The organism is Synechococcus sp. A15-60 (genome assembly GCF_014280095.1).
GTDB lineage: Bacteria > Cyanobacteriota > Cyanobacteriia > PCC-6307 > Cyanobiaceae > Synechococcus_C.
On record NZ_CP047933.1, the window covers coordinates 1196286 to 1219170 of the forward strand.

Annotated in this window: 22 protein-coding genes; 10 read left to right on the forward strand and 12 right to left on the reverse strand. The window is 59.6% G+C overall.

All coding sequences use genetic code 11. The annotated features are described in order from the left end of the window. Nucleotides 1-74: 74 nt before the first annotated feature. Nucleotides 75-3617, forward strand: a complete 3543-nt coding sequence (gene mfd / locus SynA1560_RS06580) for a transcription-repair coupling factor (RefSeq protein WP_186501478.1) — start codon at nucleotides 75-77, stop codon at nucleotides 3615-3617. A gap of 95 nt (nucleotides 3618-3712) precedes the next feature. Then, a complete protein-coding gene (locus tag SynA1560_RS06585; protein WP_186501479.1) occupies nucleotides 3713-3877 on the forward strand; it encodes a hypothetical protein in 165 nt (54 codons plus the stop codon). Between the two features lie 153 nt (nucleotides 3878-4030). Here SynA1560_RS06585 and SynA1560_RS06590 read toward each other — a convergent pair whose 3' ends face one another. From SynA1560_RS06590 to SynA1560_RS06620, 7 genes are all read right to left on the reverse strand, one after another. After that, entirely contained in the window at nucleotides 4031-5758 is a 1728-nt protein-coding gene (locus tag SynA1560_RS06590) for a glycosyltransferase (protein ID WP_186501480.1), read from the reverse strand. Nucleotides 5759-5979: 221 nt separating this feature from the next. Continuing rightward, the gene (locus SynA1560_RS06595) at nucleotides 5980-6705 is read right to left on the reverse strand and encodes a DUF4079 domain-containing protein (RefSeq protein ID WP_186501481.1); all 726 of its coding nucleotides are present in this window, start codon (nucleotides 6703-6705) and stop codon (nucleotides 5980-5982) included. A gap of 1003 nt (nucleotides 6706-7708) precedes the next feature. Beyond that, entirely contained in the window at nucleotides 7709-7936 is a 228-nt protein-coding gene (locus SynA1560_RS06600; RefSeq protein WP_186501482.1) for a Nif11-like leader peptide family natural product precursor, read from the reverse strand. A 350-nt stretch (nucleotides 7937-8286) separates the two neighbouring features. Continuing rightward, the gene (locus tag SynA1560_RS06605; RefSeq protein WP_186470822.1) at nucleotides 8287-9639 is read right to left on the reverse strand and encodes a S41 family peptidase; all 1353 of its coding nucleotides are present in this window, start codon (nucleotides 9637-9639) and stop codon (nucleotides 8287-8289) included. A 37-nt stretch (nucleotides 9640-9676) separates the two neighbouring features. Continuing rightward, nucleotides 9677-10912 carry a (E)-4-hydroxy-3-methylbut-2-enyl-diphosphate synthase gene (gene ispG, locus SynA1560_RS06610; protein ID WP_186470823.1) on the reverse strand — a complete coding sequence of 412 codons (1236 nt, stop codon included), beginning with the start codon at nucleotides 10910-10912 and terminating at the stop codon, nucleotides 9677-9679. 38 nt (nucleotides 10913-10950) lie between these two features. Further along, nucleotides 10951-11550, reverse strand: coding sequence for a uracil-DNA glycosylase (locus SynA1560_RS06615; RefSeq protein ID WP_186501483.1), 600 nt, complete (start codon nucleotides 11548-11550; stop codon nucleotides 10951-10953). Next, nucleotides 11547-11960 (reverse strand): VOC family protein, encoded by a 414-nt coding sequence (locus SynA1560_RS06620; RefSeq protein WP_186470825.1) that lies wholly within the window; start codon nucleotides 11958-11960, stop codon nucleotides 11547-11549. Before SynA1560_RS06620 ends, SynA1560_RS06615 begins: the two co-directional genes overlap by 4 nt. Nucleotides 11961-12090: 130 nt before the next feature. Between SynA1560_RS06620 and SynA1560_RS06625 the strand changes: the two genes are divergently transcribed. Genes SynA1560_RS06625 through SynA1560_RS06650 form a run of 6 tightly spaced genes read left to right on the forward strand, consistent with a single transcriptional unit; the run spans nucleotide 12091 to nucleotide 17464 of the window. After that, a complete protein-coding gene (locus SynA1560_RS06625) occupies nucleotides 12091-13269 on the forward strand; it encodes a pyridoxal phosphate-dependent aminotransferase (protein ID WP_186501484.1) in 1179 nt (392 codons plus the stop codon). Between the two features lie 39 nt (nucleotides 13270-13308). Further along, the gene (locus SynA1560_RS06630) at nucleotides 13309-14208 is read left to right on the forward strand and encodes a putative selenate ABC transporter substrate-binding protein (RefSeq protein ID WP_186470827.1); all 900 of its coding nucleotides are present in this window, start codon (nucleotides 13309-13311) and stop codon (nucleotides 14206-14208) included. Continuing rightward, complete coding sequence (locus SynA1560_RS06635) at nucleotides 14205-14963, forward strand: ATP-binding cassette domain-containing protein (RefSeq protein ID WP_186470828.1); 759 nt, start codon at nucleotides 14205-14207, stop codon at nucleotides 14961-14963. Before SynA1560_RS06630 ends, SynA1560_RS06635 begins: the two co-directional genes overlap by 4 nt. Further along, nucleotides 14960-16489, forward strand: coding sequence for a PhnE/PtxC family ABC transporter permease (locus SynA1560_RS06640; protein WP_370523198.1), 1530 nt, complete (start codon nucleotides 14960-14962; stop codon nucleotides 16487-16489). The genes SynA1560_RS06635 and SynA1560_RS06640 overlap by 4 nt, the downstream gene beginning before the upstream one ends. Nucleotides 16490-16518: 29 nt before the next feature. Then, nucleotides 16519-17187, forward strand: a complete 669-nt coding sequence (locus SynA1560_RS06645) for a GDSL-type esterase/lipase family protein (RefSeq protein WP_186470829.1) — start codon at nucleotides 16519-16521, stop codon at nucleotides 17185-17187. Between the two features lie 34 nt (nucleotides 17188-17221). Continuing rightward, nucleotides 17222-17464: a hypothetical protein gene (locus SynA1560_RS06650; RefSeq protein WP_255477105.1), complete on the forward strand. Its 243-nt coding sequence runs from the start codon at nucleotides 17222-17224 to the stop codon at nucleotides 17462-17464. A gap of 40 nt (nucleotides 17465-17504) precedes the next feature. Here the strand turns inward: SynA1560_RS06650 and SynA1560_RS06655 are convergent, their stop codons facing one another. The 5 genes from SynA1560_RS06655 to SynA1560_RS06675 form a co-directional block, all read right to left on the reverse strand. Then, nucleotides 17505-17951, reverse strand: coding sequence for a hypothetical protein (locus SynA1560_RS06655; protein ID WP_186501485.1), 447 nt, complete (start codon nucleotides 17949-17951; stop codon nucleotides 17505-17507). After that, nucleotides 17948-18184 carry a hypothetical protein gene (locus tag SynA1560_RS06660; RefSeq protein WP_186470832.1) on the reverse strand — a complete coding sequence of 79 codons (237 nt, stop codon included), beginning with the start codon at nucleotides 18182-18184 and terminating at the stop codon, nucleotides 17948-17950. Before SynA1560_RS06660 ends, SynA1560_RS06655 begins: the two co-directional genes overlap by 4 nt. A 135-nt stretch (nucleotides 18185-18319) precedes the next feature. Beyond that, nucleotides 18320-18943 (reverse strand): DUF938 domain-containing protein, encoded by a 624-nt coding sequence (locus SynA1560_RS06665; protein ID WP_186470833.1) that lies wholly within the window; start codon nucleotides 18941-18943, stop codon nucleotides 18320-18322. Between the two features lie 3 nt (nucleotides 18944-18946). After that, nucleotides 18947-19279, reverse strand: a complete 333-nt coding sequence (locus SynA1560_RS06670; RefSeq protein WP_186501486.1) for a helix-turn-helix transcriptional regulator — start codon at nucleotides 19277-19279, stop codon at nucleotides 18947-18949. Between the two features lie 58 nt (nucleotides 19280-19337). Beyond that, nucleotides 19338-20363 (reverse strand): mechanosensitive ion channel family protein, encoded by a 1026-nt coding sequence (locus SynA1560_RS06675; protein ID WP_186501487.1) that lies wholly within the window; start codon nucleotides 20361-20363, stop codon nucleotides 19338-19340. A gap of 126 nt (nucleotides 20364-20489) precedes the next feature. Here SynA1560_RS06675 and SynA1560_RS06680 point away from each other — a divergent pair, with 126 nt between their 5' ends. Next, the gene (locus SynA1560_RS06680; protein ID WP_186501600.1) at nucleotides 20490-21512 is read left to right on the forward strand and encodes an ArsJ-associated glyceraldehyde-3-phosphate dehydrogenase; all 1023 of its coding nucleotides are present in this window, start codon (nucleotides 20490-20492) and stop codon (nucleotides 21510-21512) included. Beyond that, nucleotides 21509-22780, forward strand: coding sequence for an organoarsenical effux MFS transporter ArsJ (arsJ, locus tag SynA1560_RS06685; protein ID WP_186501488.1), 1272 nt, complete (start codon nucleotides 21509-21511; stop codon nucleotides 22778-22780). Before SynA1560_RS06680 ends, arsJ begins: the two co-directional genes overlap by 4 nt. The last annotated feature ends 105 nt before the right edge of the window (nucleotides 22781-22885 follow it).

Here is a 22885-nt window from a genome sequence, read left to right on the forward strand (position 1 = left end):
GGCGGAAAGGCGAGTGACCCGCAGCAGGGCTCAGTTGATTGCGACAATCATGCGTTGCCGCCAGTGGTCACGCCATGCCCCTCAGTTCTTTGGTGCGTCTGCTGCAGACCTCCCCACTGAGCGGTGAATTGTGTGAGCGGCAAGGCCGTGCGGATCGCTTGCTGTTACGCGGTGGAGGCCGTGGTGCTCGGGCTCTCGTGGCCAGTGCCCTGGCGCGTCATCAGGACCGGCCGTTGCTCGTGGTGGTGCCGACACTGGAGGAGGCCGGTCGCTGGACGGCGCTCCTGGAACTGATGGGTTGGCGCAGCGCCCAGCTCTATCCCACCAGCGAAGGGTCGCCCTATGAACCCTTCGACCCCACCAGTGAGATCACCTGGGGACAACTGCAGGTGCTCAGCGAGTTACAGATTGAAGGGCAGAGCAGTGATCTGGCAATCGTTGCCACCGAGCGTTGTTTACAGCCGCATCTGCCGCCGCCGCAGGCGCTGGCGGATCGTTGCCGCACCCTGCGCAAGGGAGACACCCTGGATCTCGAGGATCTGGCCACCAGCCTCACTCAGCTGGGCTACGAGCGGGTTTCGACCATTGACCAGGAAGGCACCTGGAGTCATCGCGGTGACATCGTGGATGTGTTTCCGGTCAGCAGTGAGCTGCCCGTGCGGCTGGAGTTCTTCGGTGATGAGCTCGACAAGCTGAGGGAATTCGATCCGGCCAGCCAGCGTTCACTGGATCCGATCGACAGCCTGCGCCTGACGCCCACGGGCTTCAGTCCGTTAATTGCCGAGAGTCTGCGTGACTCCGTGCCGGATGGACTGGAGCAATTGCTGAGTGAGCAGGCGATCACAGAGCTTCTGGAGGGGGGGACCCCAGAAGGCATGCGTCGCCTGTTGGGCCTGGCCTGGCAGCAGCCCGCCTCCCTGCTCGACTACCTGCCGGCCGACTGCTGCGTCGCCATTGATGAGCGCCGCCATGGCCGATCCCATGGGGAGCAATGGCTGGATCATGCCCGCGAACACCATGAGGAATTGGCGTTGCCAATTCCGCCCCTGCATCGCGATGTGGATGAGGCCATGGCCCTGGCGGAGGCGTTCACCGGTTTTGATCTGGCTGAACTCCAAGAGAGTGACGCGCATCCCAATGCCTTCGATCTCAATAGCCGTCCTGTGCCGGCCTATCCCAATCAGTTCGGCAAGCTCGGTGAGTTGATCAAGGGGTATCGCCAAGACAAACAGGCGGTGTGGTTGTTGTCGGCCCAGCCCAGTCGTGCAGTGGCGCTGCTGGAAGAGCACGACTGCATCAGCCGTTTTGTGCCCAATGCCGCGGATGCCCCGGCGATTGAGCGGTTGGTTGAACAGGCCACACCCGTGGCCTTGAAGATCCGCGGCACGGCCGATTTGGAAGGTCTGCAGCTGCCTGCCTGGCGCGTGGTGCTGATCACGGACCGCGAGTTCTTCGGGCAACAGACCCTCACGAGCACTGGTTATGTGCGTCGCCGACGCAAGGCCGCCAGCCGCACGGTGGACCCCAACAAGATGCAGCCCGGTGATTTCGTGGTGCACCGCAACCACGGCATCGGTCGCTTCCAGAAACTTGAAAAGCTCGCCATCAGTGGTGAGGTGCGCGATTACCTGGTGGTTCAATACGCCGATGGCATCCTGCGGGTTGCCGCGGATCAGCTGGGCAGCCTCGGTCGGTATCGCGCCAATAGTGACGCCCCGCCGCAGCTCAGCAAGATGGGCGGCTCGGCTTGGGTGAAGGCCAAAGAGCGCGCCAGCAAGGCCGTGCGCAAGGTGGCGCTGGATCTGGTGAAGCTCTATGCCGAGCGTCATCAAGCGCCTGGTTTTGCCTTCCCGGTGGATGGTCCCTGGCAGAACGAACTGGAGGATTCATTCCCCTACGAACCCACGCCTGATCAGTTGAAGGCCACGGCCGATGTGAAGCGCGACATGGAAAAGTCGCAACCGATGGATCGCCTGGTGTGCGGCGATGTGGGCTTTGGCAAGACCGAAGTGGCCATCCGGGCAATTTTCAAGGCGATCACCTCCGGCAAGCAAGTGGCCATGCTGGCTCCCACCACGGTGCTGGCGCAGCAGCACTGGCGCACGCTTTCAGAACGCTTTGCTCCCTATCCGATCAAGGTGGCGCTGCTCAACCGCTTTCGCACTGCCAGTGAGCGCAAGGCGATTCTCGAGGGTCTCAAGAACGGCACGATCGATGCGGTGGTAGGGACCCACCAGCTGCTGAGCAAGAACACCGTGTTCGACAAGCTCGGACTGCTGGTGGTGGATGAAGAACAGCGCTTTGGCGTGAATCAGAAAGAGAAGATCAAGGCACTCCGTAAGGACGTGGATGTTCTGACCCTCTCGGCCACGCCGATCCCCCGCACGCTCTACATGAGCTTGTCTGGGGTGCGGGAGATGAGCCTGATCACCACGCCACCACCCTTGCGTCGGCCGATCAAAACCCATCTGGCGGCGCTCGATGAGGAAGCTGTGCGCAGTGCCATTCGTCAGGAGCTCGACCGCGGAGGCCAGGTGTTTTATGTGGTGCCTCGCGTGGAGGGCATCGAGGAGGTGGCCGTTCAGTTGCGCCAGATGCTTCCCGGACTGCGCCTGCTGGTGGCCCATGGCCAGATGGCCGAGGGCGAGCTGGAGAGCGCCATGGTGGCGTTCAACGGCGGTGAAGCCGATGTGATGCTCTGCACCACGATTGTGGAGAGCGGCCTCGATATCCCCCGCGTCAACACGATTCTGATCGAGGATGCGCATCGCTTTGGCCTGGCACAGCTTTATCAGTTGCGAGGTCGGGTGGGACGCAGCGGCATTCAGGCCCATGCGTGGTTGTTCTACCCAGGCAATGCCTCGTTGAGCGAAGCGGCGCGCCAGCGATTGCGCGCGATCCAGGAATTCGCTCAGTTGGGCAGCGGCTATCAGCTGGCGATGCGCGACATGGAGATCCGGGGTGTCGGCAACCTGCTCGGTGTTGAGCAGAGCGGTCAGATGGAAGCGATCGGTTTTGACCTTTATATGGAGATGCTGCAGGAATCGCTCGCTGAGATTCAGGGGCAAGACATCCCTGCTGTGGATGACACTCAGGTGGACTTGCAGGTCACGGCGTTCATTCCGGCGGACTGGATCACCGATGCCGACGAGAAGATGGCGGCTTACCGCGCGGCCGCTGAATGCGTCAGCAGTGAGTCGCTGGTGGAGCTGGCGGCCATTTGGGCGGATCGCTACGGCGCCCTGCCGGGACCTGTTCAGTCCCTGCTGCAGTTGATGGATTTGAAACTGTTGGCCAAACGCTGTGGATTTTCTCGAATTCGTCCGGAGAAACCGAATATCGCGCTGGAAACTCCGATGGAGGAGCCCGCTTTCCGCTTGCTCCGTCAGGGATTGCCCCAACATCTGCACGGGCGCTTGGTGTATCAAGCCGGTACAGGCGCTATCGCCAAGGTGATGGCGCGCGGCCTGGGTGTGTTGCCGATGGAGAAGCAGCTGGACGAGCTCAAGACCTGGCTAGAGCAGATGGCTTCTCAGATTCCTGATGCTGATGGCTTGACGGTTGAGCAGCGCGAACAGCAGCAAAAGGACCGCAACGAGGCTGTTCTCAGCGTTTGAGCAGTCAGCTGCGGTCGTGCGCAAACGCTGAAAATGAGAAGCCAGCGACACATTGCGCAATTTTTCGTTACCGTGAGCGCAGCTTCGTTGGGCCTGTGGGCGAATTCATCGATCCAATCAGCAGCGGTTCCTTCGGATTGCTCTCCAGTGTCATCGGCGCTGCGGCCATCGGCATTTACGCCCTCTGGGATGACGATTCTCAAAATAACGACGATGACGATTCCACCCCGGGTGGTGGTTTGATGCAGCCCGTTGCTTGATCGGGTTCACCAGGCCTTGATCGTTTTTCTCTGTCGGTAACCACCACTATTACGAGTGGTGGTTTTTTTGTGGACATCCGCGGTTGGGAAGAGCCCTGGCCTGGATGAGTGCCAGCAAAGACTGACGTGGTTGATGACAACAGAGTTCTGACGTCAACCGTTCTGTGTTGATAGAAAGCAACGCATGGTGATGTTGCGAGAAACAGGAATCAAGCTGCGATGAAACCAGCGTTCACGCGGCATCGGCTTCAAGAGTCTTTGGCACAGCACCAGCAGTGCGACCGGTTCGGCTGGGGCCCGGCGCATCGGCCACTGACCAGATCGTCGGTAGAGAAGATGGTGCAGGGCGTCAATTTGAGACTCACTCAGCGGAGACCAGCATCCACCCCAAGCACGATCTGTTGCCTGTTCACAGTGCAGTGTGAAAGAGAGACCATCCTGGGTCACGAGTTGGATGTCCACTGGGGGTGGAGAAGGGAGTGCTTGATCGAACAAGAATTCCGCACCCGCTTCACTTAAGGCAGTGAGTTTGGCTCGATGCCCACTCAAGGTCACCGGTTCATTCCAGGCAAACCAGGGAATGGCATTGTCACGATCTCGGTCATGGCAACAGCGCCAAGCCGCCACCAACAACAACGTGTTCAGCAAGCTCCAGATCAAAATTGCTATCTGAGTTGAACTCGATGTGAACGCAACTGCCTCACCAGTTTGTTTCGCGAATAAGACAGATAGTAGATTCAACAAAGCTACGATTTGGAGAGTTAGAACACCCATCAATAGCTTGGGAGTTACGCTGCTACTTGTTTTAGATTGAAGAGTCTTAGGGGTGACTTGAAAAGGTTTCGGTCGTCCTAATAACGTTGTAAAAACCGACCCAAAGAGAGGTAGCAACACCATCCAACGATACAATTCAGGTAACAGTGCCGTGCGGCTATGTCCAGTGATCCATCGCGTTAGCAGTAATTGAGCGATCACGAGTGGTCCTGCTGATTGCAACAGTCCATCGCTACTGATACGCACAGGTGTCACACCAAAAATTCCCACAGCGAGAGGCACGATCATCAAGATCATTTGTGGGAAGACATTGAGCCAATGCAAAATTCCTTCCAAATAGGCCACTCTCTGCCAGAAGGTCAGTCCAGGAATCTTCAGTGGGCTGGCTCCGGTTCGCAGAGTTTGCAAGGTTCCGCTGGCCCAGCGACAACGCTGACGAACGAGCGCTTCTGAGGTGAGGGGTGCAAGTCCTGCGCTGAGCTTTTCGCGCAAAAAAAGGCAGCGCCATCCTTGCGCTGTAAGCCGGATACCTGTCGCTAAATCCTCGGAGGGGGTAGCGGTTTCGAACTTGCCAACGCTCATCAATGCCTTGCGTCTGACCACAAATGAGGTGCCAGCGCAAACCACAGCATTCACCCCTTGTCGAGCAGGTTCGATCCATCGGTAGAAGCTTTCCTCATCGGGAAGCATCCAACGTTCAAGCCCCAAATTGCGGATGATTGGATCAGCATTCATGTAGGTCTGTGGTGTTTGCACAAGCCCAACATCAGACGTCTCGAAACAGCTCACTGTGCGTCTTAGAAATGATTCCACGGGCACGACATCAGCATCGAAAACGGCAATCAGGTCCCGTTTGAGTTCAGGTAAGACATGATTGAGGTTTCCAGCCTTGGCATGATCATGCTGTGTTCGACTTCTGTAGACGCAGCCAAGACGCATGCAGAGTTGTTGCAGTTCTGATCGATTGGTCTCATCGAGGAGCCAAATAACAACGTGTGGGTAGTCAAGGGCGATGCAACCACGTAGGCAACGCTCGATGACGTCAAGAGGTTCTCCGCAAGTGGGTACGAGGACATCAACAGATGGGTTGTCACCGTCATTGAGCACCTCTGGTCTGTTTCCCAGATTGAGTGGCGATGACCTCTGTGGCGCCAAGCTCAAGAACAGCAGCAAAAGCCAGTGACCTAGAAGCCAGAGTTCTGCGACGAACACCACAACACTGAATGTGCTGATCCAAGGCCCGCTGAGGTTGAGTGTTGCAGTGATCCTCCAATGCAGATAATGAAGGATCAACAATGCAAGCACCATGACAAGCCAAAAACGGCGTTTCATGGTGTTTGTGGTAACGGTGATGCCTGATCGGAGGGTTGGGGGCAGGTTCGGTTGTCAAAGTTACAGCTGTAAATCGTGGATTTCTGCCAACTCAGCGGGATTTCGAGTAAATCACGTGGACCGCTGATCCCCTGTACGACAAAGATCAGTGCTGCGAAAATATTGAGGCTTAAATGGAGGCGACGCCAGCGTATGTTTCTGTAAATTGCATAGCGCATCGCCAGTGATATCAGCATCAAGCCGGTGAGTACGATTCCACTCCAGTAATGGGACTGCCAGAACTCAGGATCCAGTGGATTATCACTGCGACGAAACACTTCCGGTTGCATTCCAAGCGTCAGGATTCCGATCCAGCACAACAGTGCGAAGGTAGAGCGATAGATGAGTTTACGAACGTTTAGGAGGGCAAGGAAAGCGACGATGCTACCGACCAAGACCAGGAATAATTGAAAAAGACGTCCTGGTCCGCCGGAAAATTCGGCCAAGGGATTGACTGTGGTGATCACGACGACTTCAGCAAAAAGAACGATTCCTGTCACGGTCGTGGTTAGCCATGTTCCAAGATCGGCGTGATTTTTTCCGACTGCTGCTGGGAATGTCTGTTTCAACACCCGTTGGTCACGTGTTTGTCGCGCTGCCCGCAACACCATGCCAAGAAGGGGATACACAACCACAACAGCGAGTGCTGGGTGAATCAGCCAGAGCCAGTCAACGAATTGCATTGGATGTTGCAGATGAACAATGGAACCGAATCGCCGTCATGGTCAAGGGAACGATGAAGACCATTCAGACCTTGATTCACTGTTGAATTCATCGTACAAATTGAGATCACCAAGCGAGGTTGTGTGAGCAGTCACCACTTGAGCGTTCTGGTGACTTCGGACGTGCCATCCGCACATCACGGATTGTTGATTCAGAATCCAGGGCAGTCGAGTAGGAAAGAATGCGCCTTGTCGTCGTTGCAGTGCTCTCTTTTGCAGCCTTTGCACTCGCATTCGCCATCCATGCTCGAGGCTCGGCCGCTGTCCCTCAGGACTACACCACCCACATTGGAGTACGAGTCCCGCCTCCTGAGGCTGGTTGCCTTTTTGTTGGCGGAATCACCACCGACGCCGGCAAGCCTCTCAACGTCTATGCCTGCCCGCCCAAGGTGTCGGATAGGCGGAGTCGCTAGTCCGTTATCCGTTCAGCTTTCTGTGGTGTCTGACGGGCCTTCCTCCCCGTTGCATTGATTCCAGCATCCCTTTTTCGAGAGCAGTCAATTTGGGGATCTTGTCGTCTAACGCAGCATGCGCCCGGGCTCTTGCTGCTGCAATGAATCTTTCTGTCTTGTCACCACCTTCAGAGGCCATGGTTGTGCCGTAATCAATGCCTAAGGTATGCATCTCAAATGCGAACAGTCCGCAGCTACAGAAAAAATGTATATCTGCGACGGGATTGGTTCGCTGTTGACTTGCCCGGAAGTCAAACGGTCCGGCCAGGCTTTGACGAAAGGATTTTTTGACCCGGCCCAATCGGTCGTGTCGTGTTTCGAAGAAGTTTCGAATTCGTTGAGTGATTTTATTGCTTAGAGCTACAAGTATGATCAATTTCGATTGACGAGGAATTTCCGTGTGGATATCTCTAATTGTCTGTGGCTTGTACTCGGAAAGGATGTTTTATCAAGGCCGATAATGGTTCTGTTTCTTGATGATGATTTGAGCCCCTTCACTGTTGATATTACGATCAGATATTGAACCAGGTTGGTGTCACGCAGTTGCCACCATCAATGCCTTCCAATTCTTCATCGGAGAGGGATGATTGTGTTGCCATACAATCAGCTTCAATCGTGAAACCAGCCTTTCGGGCCAGTGTGATCACCTCCTCGCTCTTGGTGGCTGCTTTGAGTGCTTTTTGAAGATTTGGATCAGATTTCGCTGCTTGAAGGAATGCTTGGAATTGTTCGTTAGGCATACTGCGTGGCGACCACTCCATGCATTGCTAGCAGTGATGCGCTCGTTTGTCATTTTCAAGGGATTCACGACCTATATCTGCTTAAGCTTGGCATCGATGTCGGTTCTCAGTGTGCGGTTTTTCTGTTGCGAATGGAACTGAGATCCAGTTTTGATGCAGAAGGGTGATGCACCATTCCTCCTGTGGAGGATCGCTGATTCATAGAGCGCAAACATGCACAACTTGTCGGCATGCTTGGCTCATGGTGGTTTTGTGGATCCAATGGTCCGCTCCGTGGGAGGTCGCAGGGTCATCGGTGTGATCTCCCCGGCTGTGCCTTGAACAAACAGGAAGGGTTGGGCTTGTCTCCCCTATGGCTGAAGCGCCGACTGCAGGTTGGCTGAGCCAGGCTGATAGGCCTGGCCGCGTTCCGGGGATCGCAGGGCTTTCAGCAAGGTCGTTTCTGCCGCGCGGTATTGGCTGTCTTTGCTGGTGCCGAGCTGTTCAAGGGTGAGCGTGCGGATTTCCCTTTCGCTCAGTTCGACGGGCACATCCGGGAGGATGCCGTTCTTGTGAATATCGGTGCCCTTGGGGGTCAAATACTGCGCGATGGTCACGGTCAGGCCGGAGCCATCGGAAAGCCCACGCACGGATTGCACGAGTCCCTTGCCAAAGGTCTTCTGACCCACCAGCACGGCGCGCTCATTGTCCTGCAGGGCCCCGGACAGGATCTCACTGGCACTGGCTGACCCTTCATTCACCAGCACCACAACGGGGCGATCCGTCAGTGCACTGCCCGTGGCCCGGCGCACATCCTGAATGCCATCGCGCGTTTTGGTGCTGACGATGGTGCCCTCATTTAGCCACTGGCGCGCAATGTCGATGCTGGCTTCCAGCAGACCTCCAGGGTTGCTGCGCAGGTCGAGCACATAGCCCTGAGCACCTTCGGCCTCGAGTTCGCGGATGGCCATCCGCATCTCTCTGGAGGCATTGGCGTTGAACTGCTTCAGCCGGATGTAACCGATCTTGAAGCCGTTCTTGGACGTGTTTAGTCGACTGTCAACAGCCTGGATCTCAATCCGCGCCCGCTCGAGGGGCACGTTCACCACTTCCCCCTTGCGGCGTAGACCGAGGATCACCTCGGTGCCTTCCTGGCCCCGGATCAACTTCACCGCATCCTCGGTGGTCATCCCTCTGGTGGACTCACCATCGATCGTGACGATCACATCTTTGGGCTGAACGCCAGCCCTCGACGCCGGCGTGCCTTCAATCGGCGACACCACCAGAATTTCCTTGGTGTCTTCGTCAAGGGAGATTTGTATGCCGACACCGCTGAGTTCTCCAGAGGTGTCGATCTGCATCTCCTTGAACTCTTTCGGGTCGAGGAAACGGGTGTAAGGGTCATCGAGGCTGGCGAGCATGCCTCGGATCGCTTCATAGGATTCATCTGGTCCGGCATAGCTCCTGGAGAGCAGGTCCTTGCGCAGACGGGTCCAGCTCTCGACGGAATACTTGCCGGTTGAATCGAGGTAATCGCGGTAAACGATCTGCCAAACCTGATCAATCACCTCCTTGGGACTGTTGGTGATCGACGAATTGGAGGTGCTGGGCAACCCAAGACCAGGGGCTGCCACGGCCACGGCTGCCGTCAGTCCTCCCGCCCCAAGGATCATCAGCAGCCCCCGATGACGGGAACGTCCAGAGCGGGGGGTGACGGTGGGCATGGATGGCCTTCAGGACCGATGTCTCAGATTAACGAGATCAAGCGGGGTCCACCCAGCGTCCGTCGTCCTTAATCAGCTGAACCAAGGCGTTGACCCCTTCGGCTTCAGGCACTTTGCGAATCTCTTCCCGACCTCGGTAAAGAGCGATGGTCCCAGGGCCCTTGCCCACGTAACCGTAGTCGGCATCAGCCATTTCGCCGGGGCCGTTGACGATGCAGCCCATCACGGCGATGTCCAAACCGGAGAGATGCGAGGTGGCGTTTCGAACCTGATTCAGCACCTCCTCAAGATTAAACAAAGTGCGACCGCAGCTCGGACAGGCCACGTATTCGACCATCGTCTTGCGCAGGCCGATGGCCTGAAGGATCGAATAACAGACGGGGATCTCCTTCTCTGGTGCCTCTGTCAGCGACACGCGGATGGTGTCGCCCAACCCTTCGGCGAGCAGGGTGGCGATGCCTGCGGTGCTTTTGATGCGGCCATAGTCACCGTCGCCAGCTTCCGTCACGCCGAGGTGCAGCGGATAGTTGAATCCCTCCTTGTCGAGAGTGTCGGCCATGAGGCGATAGGCCGCCAGCATCACGGGTGCTCTGGAGGCTTTCATCGAGATCACGATGTTGTGGAAGTCGAGTTCATCGCAGATGCGCACGAACTCCATGGCCGATTCGACCATCCCCTCGGGCGTGTCGCCATAAGTGAACAGCATCCGCTCGGCCAGCGACCCGTGATTCACGCCGATGCGCAGGGCCTTGTTTTCCCGCTTGAGGGCTTCCACCAGCGGGGCGAACGTTTCCTTGATGCGTTCGCCGATGGCGTCGAACTCCTCCTTGCTGAAATCCTGGCGGTTGGGATCAGCGGTTTCGAAGACGAACAGGCCGGGATTGATCCGCACCTTGTCGACATGCTTGACCACCTCCAGCGCGATCTTGATGCCGTTGTGGTGCACGTCGGCCACGAGCGGCACGGTGCACCCCTGCTCGCGCAAGCTGGATCGGATCTTGCCCATGGCCTTGGCGTGGGCCATCGAAGGCGTCGTCACCCGCACGATCTCGCAGCCGGCGTCCACCAGCCTGCGAATCCCCGCAACCGACCCTTCGATGTCGAGGGTGTCCTCATTGATCATCGACTGCACCACCACCGGATGCTCGCTGCCGATCGGCACATCACCCACCATCACCGTGCGCGTCTGACGACGGTGAATCACCGTGTCGTAACGGGAGTTGCTGGCAACGTCACTGCCGGTCTCGGTCGTGCTGGCCAGGGTGCCGGTCATGGATCGCTTGGAATCTCAGCCAAACCCTCGCATAGCCGTCACCGCAGTGACGGACGTTCGCGGCATAGACGACGCCTGGCTTCCTTGAGGTCCTGCAGGGTGAGGTCCTGGGGACTGCCGGGCTCGCGGGAGCGGAAACGCAGTAAATAGGAGGGATGGAACACCGGCATGAAGGACCGTTGGTCCTGGTCATGCCATTGCCCACGACGTTGACTGATGCCGCTGCGGATCCCCAGCAACGCCCGAAGAGCCGTGGCACCGGCCAGCAGCACCAGCGGCGGTTTGATCAATGTCATTTGCTGCTCAAGCCAAGGCCGGCACTGGTCGATTTCCTGCGCCGTCGGTTTGCGATTTCCCGGCGGCCGGCACTTGATCACATTGCAGATGTAGAGGTCCTGTTCTTCATCCAGTCCGGCTTCAGCGATGAGGCCGCTGAGCAGTTGCCCTGACCGTCCCACGAAGGGCAGGCCGCGGGCGTCCTCCTCAGCCCCCGGGGCTTCACCGATCAGCATCAGGCGTGCCTCGGGATTACCGCGACCCACCACCACCTGTTGGCGTTTCTCCGCCAGCCCGCAGTGGCGGCACTCGGCGCAGCAAAGCTCCAAGGCCTGGAGTTCAGCGGAGATCGGCGATGTCATGGCTTGTCGTGTGTGCCGGGTCGACTGGGAAGCACCAGCAGCAGAAACCGCTGCCCCTCGGGATCCTCCATCCAGCACTCGGCGCCAAACGGCTCCCGCCGCGGAGATTCCGTGCTTCGTCCTCCCAGCGCCATCACCTGCTCCTGCCAGCGGGTCAAGGCCGCCAGCGGATCGGCATCCACTTGTCGCTGCAAACATGGCGCCAGCACGGAGCCTGACGTTGGCCAGGGGCGGCTGCGGGAAGGGGTATAGATCTGCAAAGTGCCGCTTGGCTTCAGCGGCACGATCCAGTGATGGTCGGCCAGTCCCGAGCGAACGCTGGTGTTCAGCAGCTCGGCATAAAACCCGGCCAGTTGGCGTGGCTGTCGGGACGCCAGGATCCAGCTCAGCGACGTCACCTCAGCAGCCATCACACTTCGTTCGTCGGGTTGCATTGTCTCGAAGCCCAAGGTCTCGCTGCGCTCTTGGTGGTCTGGGACACCACATCAGGCAGGATGTTGAAGCTCGTATTTGCGCACCCACCGGAGGGTTGCCGCGCCGATGTCCCGCCCGCCATCCCTGTCCAGCCGAGCAGAAGCCCTGCAGCCTTCGCTCACGCTGGCCATCAGTGCCCGGGCCAAGGCTCTGAAACTGGACGGTCGGGACATCTGCAGTCTGAGTGCCGGTGAGCCTGATTTCGGGACCCCTCACTTCATTGTTGAGGCTTCCATTCAGGCCTTGCGCGACGGCCTCACCCGTTACGGACCCGCTGCCGGAGACCCTGAACTGCGGGAGGCCATTGCCCGCAAGCTCAGCGCTGAGAACGGCATTCCCACCACGGCCGCCGAGGTGATGGTGACCAACGGTGGCAAGCAGGCCATCTACAACCTTTTCCAGATTCTCCTCAACCCCGGCGATGAGGTGATCATTCCTTCGCCCTACTGGCTGAGTTACCCCGAGATGGCACGGCTGGCGCAAGCCCGACCCGTGCCGGTGCCCTCTTCGGCTGAAAGCGGCTTCGCCTTGGATCTTGAAGCCCTTGAAGCGGCGATCACCCCGGCCAGCCGTCTTTTGGTGATCAATTCACCGGGCAACCCCACCGGCAGGGTGCTCACCCTCGAGGAACTGAAAGCCCTCGCCGAGCTGGTGCGTCGTCATCCGCGCCTGCTGGTGATGGCCGATGAGATCTACGAATACCTCTTGGATGATCGTGTGACCCACCACAGTTTTGCTGCGGTGGCACCTGATCTGAAGGATCGCTGTTTTCTGGTCAATGGTTTTGCCAAGGGCTGGGCCATGACGGGCTGGCGGCTTGGTTACCTCAGCGGCCATGCATCGGTGATCCAGGCGGCGTCGGCTCTGCAGAGTCAGAGCACCAGCAACGTTTGCAGCTTCGCCCAGCGCGGCGCCCTCGCGGCGATCGAGGGTTCACGGACCTGTGTGCAGGAGATGGCGGCGAGTTACAACGCCCGCCGGCGTCTGCTCACTGAGGGCCTGCAGGCCATGCCCGGGATCACGCTGACTCCGCCCAGTGGGGCGTTTTATGCCTTCCCCCAGCTGCCCGAAGGCTGCCCGGGTTCGATGACGTTCTGCCAAACCGCTTTGGAGCAGGAGGGTCTGGCCATTGTTCCGGGTGGAGCTTTCGGCGATGACCGCTGCGTTCGGCTGTCCTGTGCTGTCTCGCGTGAGACGATCACAGATGGATTGGCTCGACTCGCACGCCTATTACCTGCAGGCTGAGCGGGCGATCCGTGTTCATTCCTCTTGATTTGCTAATCGATGCCGACACGAGAACGTCGGGCCGTTGCCCTGCTGGCTGTTTTGCTTTGCCAAGGGGTAACGGTCCTTCCCGTGGTTGCTCAACCCACTCTCAAGGTGGGAGCCATCCCTGATCAAAACCCCGAGCGTCTGAATCGTCTGTATGGCCAGCTGGCCGATGAGCTGAGCGAACGCCTCGACGTCAAGGTGCGTTACGTGCCCGTCAGCAACTACCCGGCGGCCGTGAGTGCCTTCCGCAGCGGTGGTTTGGACCTGGCCTGGTTCGGAGGCCTTACCGGCGTGCAGGCGCGTCTGCAGACACCCGGCGCTCAGGTGCTGGCCCAGCGCGACATCGACGCCCGTTTCCGAAGTGTTTTCATCGCCAACACCAATTCTGGTCTGCAGCCCATCACCTCCATCAATGGCCTGACCAGCCTGCGCGGCAAGCGTTTCTCTTTTGGTTCGGAGAGTTCCACCTCAGGCCGGCTGATGCCGCAACATTTTTTGGCCAAAGTGGGGGTGACCCCTAGTCAGTTCAGTGGTGGCCGGGCTGGATTCAGCGGCAGTCACGACGCCACCATCGCCGTGGTGCAGAGCGGTGCTTATGAAGCTGGCGCCCTCAATGAGCAGGTGTGGACCTCGGCGGTGAACGACGGCCGGGTCAACACCGAGAAGGTGGAGGTGATCTGGCGCACCCCGGAATACGTCGATTACCACTGGGTGGTGCGTCCCAATCTGGACCAAAGTTTTGGGGCTGGCTTCACCGGTCGCCTGCGTCAGGCGATCCTGGCGATTCAACCCACCACGCCCCGCCAAACCACGATCTTGGAGCTCTTCGCCGCCAAGCGTTTCATCCCTGCGGAGGCCAGCCAGTACGAACCGATCGAACGGGTGGGCCGCGAACTGGGCAAGATCCGGTGACATCGCTTTTGGAGCTGGAGCAGGTTCAGCTCGCCGGACCCCACGGGGATCGGCTGAGGTCCCTGTCTCTCCAGCTCCAGGCTGGAGACCGGGTCGCCCTGCTCGGTCGCAGTGGTGCGGGCAAGAGTTCCCTGCTAGCCGTGATCAACGGCAGCCTGAGGCCTCAGACCGGTCAGGTGCGCTTCAGGGGAGTGCCGTTGCCAAGTCTGACCCGTCGCCAACGGGCTGAGATCGGCACGCTCTGGCAGGACCTGCGTCTGATCGATGAACTCAGCATTGGTCAGAACGTCAATGCCGGTGCCTTGGCACGTCATCGCCTGGGCTGGGCTCTGGCCAATCTGCTGTTTCGAATTGGCACCGATGCCAGCCGTCACTGCCTGCGGCAGGCCGGACTGGAGGAGGCTCTGCTGGGGGATCAGGCCCTGGATCGTCCTGTGCGGCAGCTCTCGGGTGGTCAACGTCAAAGGGTGGCGTTGGCACGTCTGTTCCGCCAACAGCCGGCGTTGATGCTCGCGGATGAACCATTGGCCAGCCTGGATCCGGCCATTGCCGCTGAAGTGCTTGAACGGTTGCTGGCGTGCGACCTGGATGGAGGGCTGTGCAGCGGCGCTGAGGCCGTCGTGGTGTCGTTGCATCGCCCTGAGCTGATCGACCGGTTTGATCGTGTGCTCGGACTCCGCGATGGAGCCCTTGTGATCGATGCATCGGCCGCGATGGTGTCGACCGAAGACCTCAAAGCCCTGTACGCCTCATGATCCGGGCGCTTCGGCCGACGGCCCCGGCCCTGGCCCTGTTGCCGGCTCTGGCGCTGGTTCCGGTGCTGATCGTTGTGCTTCAGGCCGTTCATGGCGGCGGTGGCGAGATCTGGGCAGCCTTCTTGATCGGTGCCGTCCGGCCCTCCCTGGATCCAGTCCTGATTGGGTCTTTGCTTAGGGCACTGCAGGTGACCTTGGCCACGGCGCTCACAGGCTGGGGCTGCAGTCTGCTGATCGGCGTGGTTCTGGGGTGCTTGAGTTCAGAGCGTCTCTGGCTCACGTTCCGCTGGCCGGGCTTGCCAGCAGTGCTGTTAAGGCGGCTCCTGGCATTGCCGCGTTCGGTGCATGAACTGATCTGGGGGTTGCTGCTGCTGCAGGTGTTTGGACTGCATCCCTGGGTGGCCGTCGCAGCGATCACCATTCCCTATGCCGCCCTCGTGGCGCGCGTCTGGCGCGATCAGTTGCAGAGCCTGGATTCTTCCAAACTGGAGGCTCTGCTTCAGGCTGGTGCGTCGCCACTCTCGGCCTGTTTCACCGCCTTTGCTCCGGCCATGGGTGGCGTGTTGATGAGCTACGGCGGCTACCGGTTGGAGTGTGCCCTGCGCAGCGCCACGCTGCTGGGGGTGTTTGGTCTTGGTGGACTCGGAACCGATCTTGAGCTCAGTCTCAAATCACTGCGTTTTCACGAGCTCTGGACGGGGCTCTGGCTGCTGGCCCTGGTGAGCATTGCCCTCGAGCAGGGATTGCGCCTGTGGCGACTGCACAGCGGTCAGGCGCGATTGGCGCAGCGGCAGGTGCTGGGTTTTGTTGCGCTGGTGTTGATGGCTGTGATGGTCGGTGGCCTCTGGTTGGCGCACCTGTTCCCTGAGGCCGGCCCTCTCCTCTGGATGCCGGTGATCTGGCCGGATGGCCGCGCTCTGCTGGAGGCCGCGCAGGAGCTGCCTTGGATGCCGATGATCTGGGAAACGCTGTTGCTCACCGTGCTGGCGGCCGGTATCGCCATCGGTTTGCCGCCGCTGGTGCTGCTGCTGTCGACCAGTCGGCTGTGGCGGTCTTGCCTGGGGGCGCTCTGGAGTCTTCTGCGCTTGATCCCACCGCCGCTCACTGTGCTGCTTCTGCTGCTGAGCAACCGCCCGACGCTGGCCATCGGTGCCCTGGCCCTGGGCCTGCACAACGCCGGGGTGATGGGGCGATTGCTGCAGGAGGGATTGGATCAGCAGGACGATGCCGCTCGCATCGCCATGCGCAGCAGCGGTGCATCAACACGGGTTAGTTGGCTGTATGGCGTGCTCAGTCCACGCAGTCCGTCCCACCTCGCCTACGGGGCCTATCGCAGTGATGTGATCCTGCGCGAAACCGTCGTGGTTGGTCTCATCGGTGGCAGTGGACTGGGATGGCAGCTGCTCGAGTCGCTCAGCTCCTTCCATTGGGCTGCCGTCTTACTGCTGCTGGTCAGTTACGCCCTGATCACCCTCTTCGGTGAAGTGCTCAGTGATGGTTCCCGGCAGCACTGGCTGCAAAGCTGAGCCCATCCCTTTAAAGCAGCGACACATCGATGCGGGCTCCCCGGCAACTTGTAGTGATCGGCGACAGCGGGGTTGTCGGCTGGGGGGATCGCGAAGGCGGCGGTTGGTGCGAACGGCTGCGTCGGCACTGGATGGAGCTTCCTGATGCTCCGCTGATCTATGGCCTCGGCGTGCGCGGTGATGGCCTCGAGGCGGTGTCAGCACGCTGGGAGCGGGAATGGACGTGTCGTGGTGAACTGCGGCGTCAACAACCGGAAGCGATCCTGCTGGCGGTGGGTCTCAACGACACCGCGCGAGTCGGTCGTCCCGATGGCCGTCAACCTTTGGATGCTGAGGCGTTTCGCTTCGGGTTTGAACAGCTCCTACGGGCGATTCAGCCGCGGGCTTCGGTGTTTGTGCTGGGACTGACGCCAGTGGATGAACAGGCCATGCCCTTTGCGGGTTGCCTCTGGTACGGCAACCAGGACGTGGCGGTGCACGAAGCCCAGATTGAGGACGCCTGCCTGGAGGTGGACGTGCCTTTCCTGGCTCTGCATGGTGCGATGCGGGCGGATCCCGACTGTCTGCAGTGGATAGAACCCGATGGCATTCATCTCAATGGTTTCGGCCACGCCTGGATTGAACAGCGTGTGCGTGCCTGGGATGCATTGCAACGCTGGGCTGGATTGGAAACACGCACGCAACCCACACCCTGGTGATGGTCGCCAGACTCTGGAGAACTGCTGCTGAACCATGCACCATCCGCTTCGGCTTGTGTTGGTTGCCCTTTTGCTGGCCTGGCTGCTGCCTGCTCGGGCTGAGCAGGGTCTGGTGAATTGCGAAGCCTTCTCCAGTGGATTCACCACGCCGGATGGTTGCATCGATGGATCGCAGCCCAGTTCTGGTCCGATTCCCACGGATCAGCCTGTGGTGGAGGGCATCGCCGATGACTGGCCTGATGGCGAGATCGGTCCTGAGGCCGGCATTGAATTCTGAGCGAAAGGCTTTGTCCTGCCTGCGATCAGCTGGGATTCGCTTAGTTGGCTGATCCTTCCGGGTTGCTGCGTGAGTTGTTGAGGGTGCTGGTCAACGTTCCTAAGGGCCAGCCCAGGTTGCGCAGGTGCCTCACCAGGCTGCGAGAGGCCTGATAGAAGCCCTCTCCGTAGTGATGGCCAAAGCCGATTTCTTTGAGGGTGAGCAGGAGCAGTCGATGCTCTCGCTTGGTGCCCTCGCGGGCTTCCATGAGCTGGAAACCACGCTCCCGAAGTTCCTTGCGGGCTTGGAGGGTGAGGTCGTCGTGGAAGCCCAGTTGCAGAACGTGGTCGACTTCCCTGTAAGCGGTGAAAACCCTGGCGCCGCGGTGGTTTTCCAGAAATTGATAACGCTCGGTGACGGCGATCACGGCATCCATGCAGGGCGCCAGTAAAGCTTGTTCGATGTTGGCGGGATCAAGCTGATCCAGCTGCGCGCTGTTGAGGGTCATGGTGCAACGTTGGCGGCGGCCAGGCGTTCTTCGCAGGCCCGTTCGTAACTGGTCACAGCGCTGGCAGGGATGGAACCGTTGCTCTTCAGCTGCCGGACGGACAGCTCCACGCATTGGAGAACAACGCTGGTGAGTTCGCGCCCCTCACATTGAGCCCAGCTGCGCAGCAGCACGTGCAGGCTCGGGGGGACCGAAACCGTCAGCTTCACCTGGTTTTCCCGCGCAGGGGCCATTCGGAGCGTTTGCTGTCGGATCGAATCTAGCTTGAAGTGTCTTTAAAGTCACTGTGCAGTATCTGTTGAGTTACTGCACGGTTGCTTCACGGTGATTGGGTTGGATTTGTGCTGCACTGTTCGCGGTGTCCGTCATCAGCGCCTCCAGGTGATCATGCGGTTGTTGGCGGGGAGCAGGGCGATCTCGCACAGCGTCAGACCCACGGTCGTTGCGTGCTCGATCACGGTCGTTTGGTCCCGTACGCCCCAACGGGAGTCGCGTTGCTGCAACGACGAGTCGAAACTGCGGTTGCTCTCGCTGACGTGGGCGCCATCCACGCAGAAGGGTCCGTACACGCTGAGGGTGTTGCCTGGTTGCAGCAGCTCTGCGGCGTTCTTCAGCAGCGCAAGGGTGCACTCCCAGGGAGCGATGTGCAGCAGGTTGATGCACACGATGGCCTGGGGTGCAGCGCTCAGGTGCTGCCGCCAGTGGTCGTCACGCACGTCGAGGGCCAGTGCAGCGGGCATCGTGTCGTTGAGCCCCTCATGGCGGATCCAGCTGTTAATGCTGCGGCAGTGCTCTGGATCGGGGTCACTGCATTGCCAGGTCAGCGCGGGAAAGCGCTGCTGAAAGGTCACGCCATGCTCCCCCGAGCCGCTGGCCAGTTCCAGCACTAACCCCTGGCTGGGCAAGTGGCGTTCCAGTGCGTCACCGATGGGAATGCGGTTGCGCTGCGTGGCGGGAAACAGCAAGCGTTGGTCGGCGGCTCCGCCTTTCATCGTTCAGTCGTCACAGCAGCTGCTGCGTCTTTGGCAGCTGTCGGTGAGTCCTTGCAGCCACTGCTGCAGCGCTTGCAGGGCTTCCGGACGGAGCCGGTAATAGACCCAGCGACCGCTTTGGCGATCACTGATCAGGCCAGCTTCTCTGAGCACCTTGAGGTGAAAGGAGAGTCGCGACTGGGACAGCTGCAGGTTGGTGGTGAGATCGCAGACGCAGCGCTCGCCGGCACCCAGCTGCTCAATCACGTTCAGCCGGATCGGGTCCGACAGCCCCTTGAGCATGCCTTGGGCCTGGTGGGCATCCAGTTGCGAAGCTGTTTCCACCGTCGTTGACATGGTCTGTGCTCTGTCAGGTTTCAGCCTAGAGGTGCTGGGCTGGGGCGATGCTCAATGCTCAGGAGGCTTGGTTTGCCCCAGAATCGCTCTCCAGGTAAACGGTCTGGCTTGGGAAGGCGAATTCGATTCCTTGCTGCGCGAACACTTCCATGATGGCCAGGTTGATCGCCTGCTGATTGTTCAAGGCGACGGTGTAATCACGCGTGTCGATGTAATAGGCCAGCTCGAAATTCAGGCTTGAGTCGGCGAATTCCGTGAAGTGACAACGGCCGAAGCTGCTGTGCTCCTGCCGGTCGATGATCTCCTGGATCATTGAGGGAATCGCTTTCATCTGCTCCACGGTGGTGTCGTAGGTGACGCCGATGGAATAGAGCATCCGCCGTTGGGTCATTTCGGCGAAGTTTTGAATTGTGTTTCCCGTGAGTGTGGTGTTGTTGACCACCACCAGCTCGCCGCGGGTGCTGCGCAGATGGGTGGAACGCACGCCGATTTTCTCCACCGTGGCCGACGTTGACCCCGTGCTGATGAACTGCCCGACGGTGAAGGGTTTGTCGAGCAGGATCATCAGGTAGGCGAACAGCTCCTGCGCCGGTTCTTTGAGAGCCAAGCCAATGCCGATGCCGCCGGCGCTAAGCAGGCCCCAGACCACCGTCATTTTCACCCCCAGGCTCTGAAGAAGCACCAGGATGCCCACACTCCACACCAGGGCTCTCAGCAGCGGCAGCAGGCTTTTCAGCAGTTGCTGAAGGTCTTCCCCGCCGGTGCGTCGCGCGGCGCTGGTCAGAAAGCGTGCACCCACCCGATTGGTGAAGCGCACCAGCACAATCGTGATCAGGGCGCGCAGGGCGATGGCATAGGCCGTCTTGATGTTGCCGGGAAGGTTGAGATCAATTTCTGTGAGCACCAGCACAGTGATCAGCCCGATCGGAATCACGGCATCCCCCAGGGCATTGATCAGGAAGTCATCAAAATCGCTGCTGGTTTTCTGCGTCAGCTTGGGAAGCACGCGCCGCAGTAGGTACGACAGCACCAGGGTGATTGCTGCGCCACCAAAGACCGTCCAGAGGAGATGACCCAGGTTCATTGGCGATGCTGCCTATCTGAAAAAAGTCTGCAGCGCTGTGCCGACGCTTGCAAGAGAACTTGCATCAAGTCTGGTTGATCAATCAAGATTGGTTGATCTATGGGGCCGTCGGCCCGACTGATCACCATGCGTATCGGCATCAATGGCTTTGGCCGCATCGGCCGCCTGGTGCTTCGGGCCCTCTGGGGGCGGCCTGGAATCGAGCTGGTGCACGTCAATGATCCCGCTGGCGATGCAGTGACAGCGGCCCACCTGCTCGAGTTCGATTCCGTGCATGGGCGCTGGAATCGAGCCATCACCAGCAGCGCTGATGGCTTCAACGTGGAGGGATCAGCGCTCACCTGGTCGAGCGAAAGCGATCCCACCGCTGTGCCCTGGATCGATCGTGGGGTGGAGATGGTGCTCGAGGCCAGCGGCGTGATCAAAACGCCGCAGACCCTAAACCTCTATTTCGAGCAGGTGGGTTTGAAGCGTGTGGTGGTGGCCTGTCCCGTGAAGGGTGTGGTCGCCGGTGAGGACGCGCTCAACATTGTCTACGGCATCAACCAAAACCTTTATGAACCAGCGCGGCACAAGTTGGTGACCGCTGCCTCCTGCACCACCAACTGCCTGGCGCCGGTGGTGAAGGTGGTGCATGAGAGCTTCGGCATCGACCACGGCCTGATCACAACCATTCACGACATCACCAACACCCAGGTGCCGATCGATGCCTTCAAAAGCGATCTGCGTCGGGCCCGTTCTGGCCTCAGCTCGTTGATCCCCACCACCACCGGCTCGGCCAAGGCGATCGCGATGATCTTCCCTGAGCTGAAGGGCAAGCTCAACGGTCATGCCGTGCGCGTTCCTCTGCTGAATGGATCGCTCACCGATGCGGTGTTCGAGCTCAAGCAGAGCGTCACGGCAGAGCAGGTGAACGCAGCGTTCAAGGCCGCGGCAGACGGTCCGCTCAAGGGAATCCTGGGCTATGAGGAGCGCCCGTTGGTGTCGTGTGACTACACCAACGACAACCGCAGCGCGGTCGTCGACGCCCTCTCGACAATGGTGGTGGACGGCACCCAGCTGAAGGTCTACGCCTGGTATGACAACGAGTGGGGCTACAGCAGCCGCATGGCCGATCTGGTGGCCCATGTGGTGGGGCTGGAGTCATGAAGCTCTCTCCCCTTCAGCAGTACGGCATCGTCACCGCCAACTACTGGGCCTTCACGCTGACCGATGGAGCGCTGCGAATGCTGGTGGTGTTCCATTTCCATCAACTCGGCTACTCCACCCTCGAGATTGCGTTTCTGTTCCTCTTCTACGAATTGTTCGGGGTGATCACCAACCTCTACGGGGGATGGATTGGGGCCCGCTACGGGCTTCGGCTCACCCTCTGGGTGGGCACGCTGCTGCAGGTCCTGGCATTGCTGATGCTGATCCCTGTCGCCGCCAGTTGGCCGAAACTGATCAGCGTGCTCTATGTGATGACCGCTCAGGCCATCAGCGGAATCGCCAAAGACCTCAACAAGATGAGTGCGAAGAGCGCCATCAAGACGGTGGTGCCGGAGACCCCGGACGATCAGCAGCAGGGGCAGAAGCAATTATTCAAGTGGGTGGCAATCCTCACGGGATCCAAGAACGCTCTCAAGGGAGTGGGTTTCTTCCTCGGAGGGGTGCTGCTGACAGCCTTTGGCTTCAATGCTGCCGTGGGCTGGATGGCAGCAGGTCTCGCTCTCGCCTTCCTGCTGACGCTGGTGCTCACGGGAGAGATCGGAAAGATGAAGTCCAAGCCGGCCTTCTCCTCGCTGTTCTCGAAATCCCGGGGCATCAACGTGCTGTCTCTGGCGCGCTTCTTTCTGTTTGGTGCCCGGGATGTGTGGTTTGTGGTGGCCTTGCCGGTGTTTCTCGAGGCTTCCTTGGGCTGGAGCTTCGGGGAGATCGGTGGCTTTCTCGGCCTCTGGGTGATCGGCTACGGCATTGTTCAAGGATCAGCGCCTGGTCTCAGACGTCTGTGGGGGCAGACCACCTCTCCGGGAGTGTCTGCCTTGCAGTTCTGGAGCGCACTGCTCACCGCGATTCCCGCTTTGATCGCTGTGGCGCTGTGGCGTCAGGTGGATGTGTCGCTGGCCATCACGGCTGGCCTTGCCGCCTTCGGAGTGGTGTTCGCCATGAATTCGTCGATTCACTCCTACATGGTGTTGGCCTACACCGATACGGAGAACGTCAGCCTCAATGTGGGCTTCTATTACATGGCCAATGCTGCCGGGCGCCTGGCGGGCACGTTGCTCTCGGGGGCGGTGTTCATGCTTGGTAGAACCGAAGTCGTGGGCATGCAGGCCTGTCTCTGGGCTTCATCCTTGCTGTTGTTGTTGTCGGCACTGACATGTCGGGAGTTGCCGAGGATTCACCCCATCGGCCTCAATTCGGCGTCAGCAACCTGATGCCTGCTTGATTCTTGTTGTGGCACCGTCTCCAACTGGCTTTGGAAGCCTTGTGAGCTGCTCGGCCATGCGCCACTGTGAAATGGCTGGTTGGGTTTGAATCTT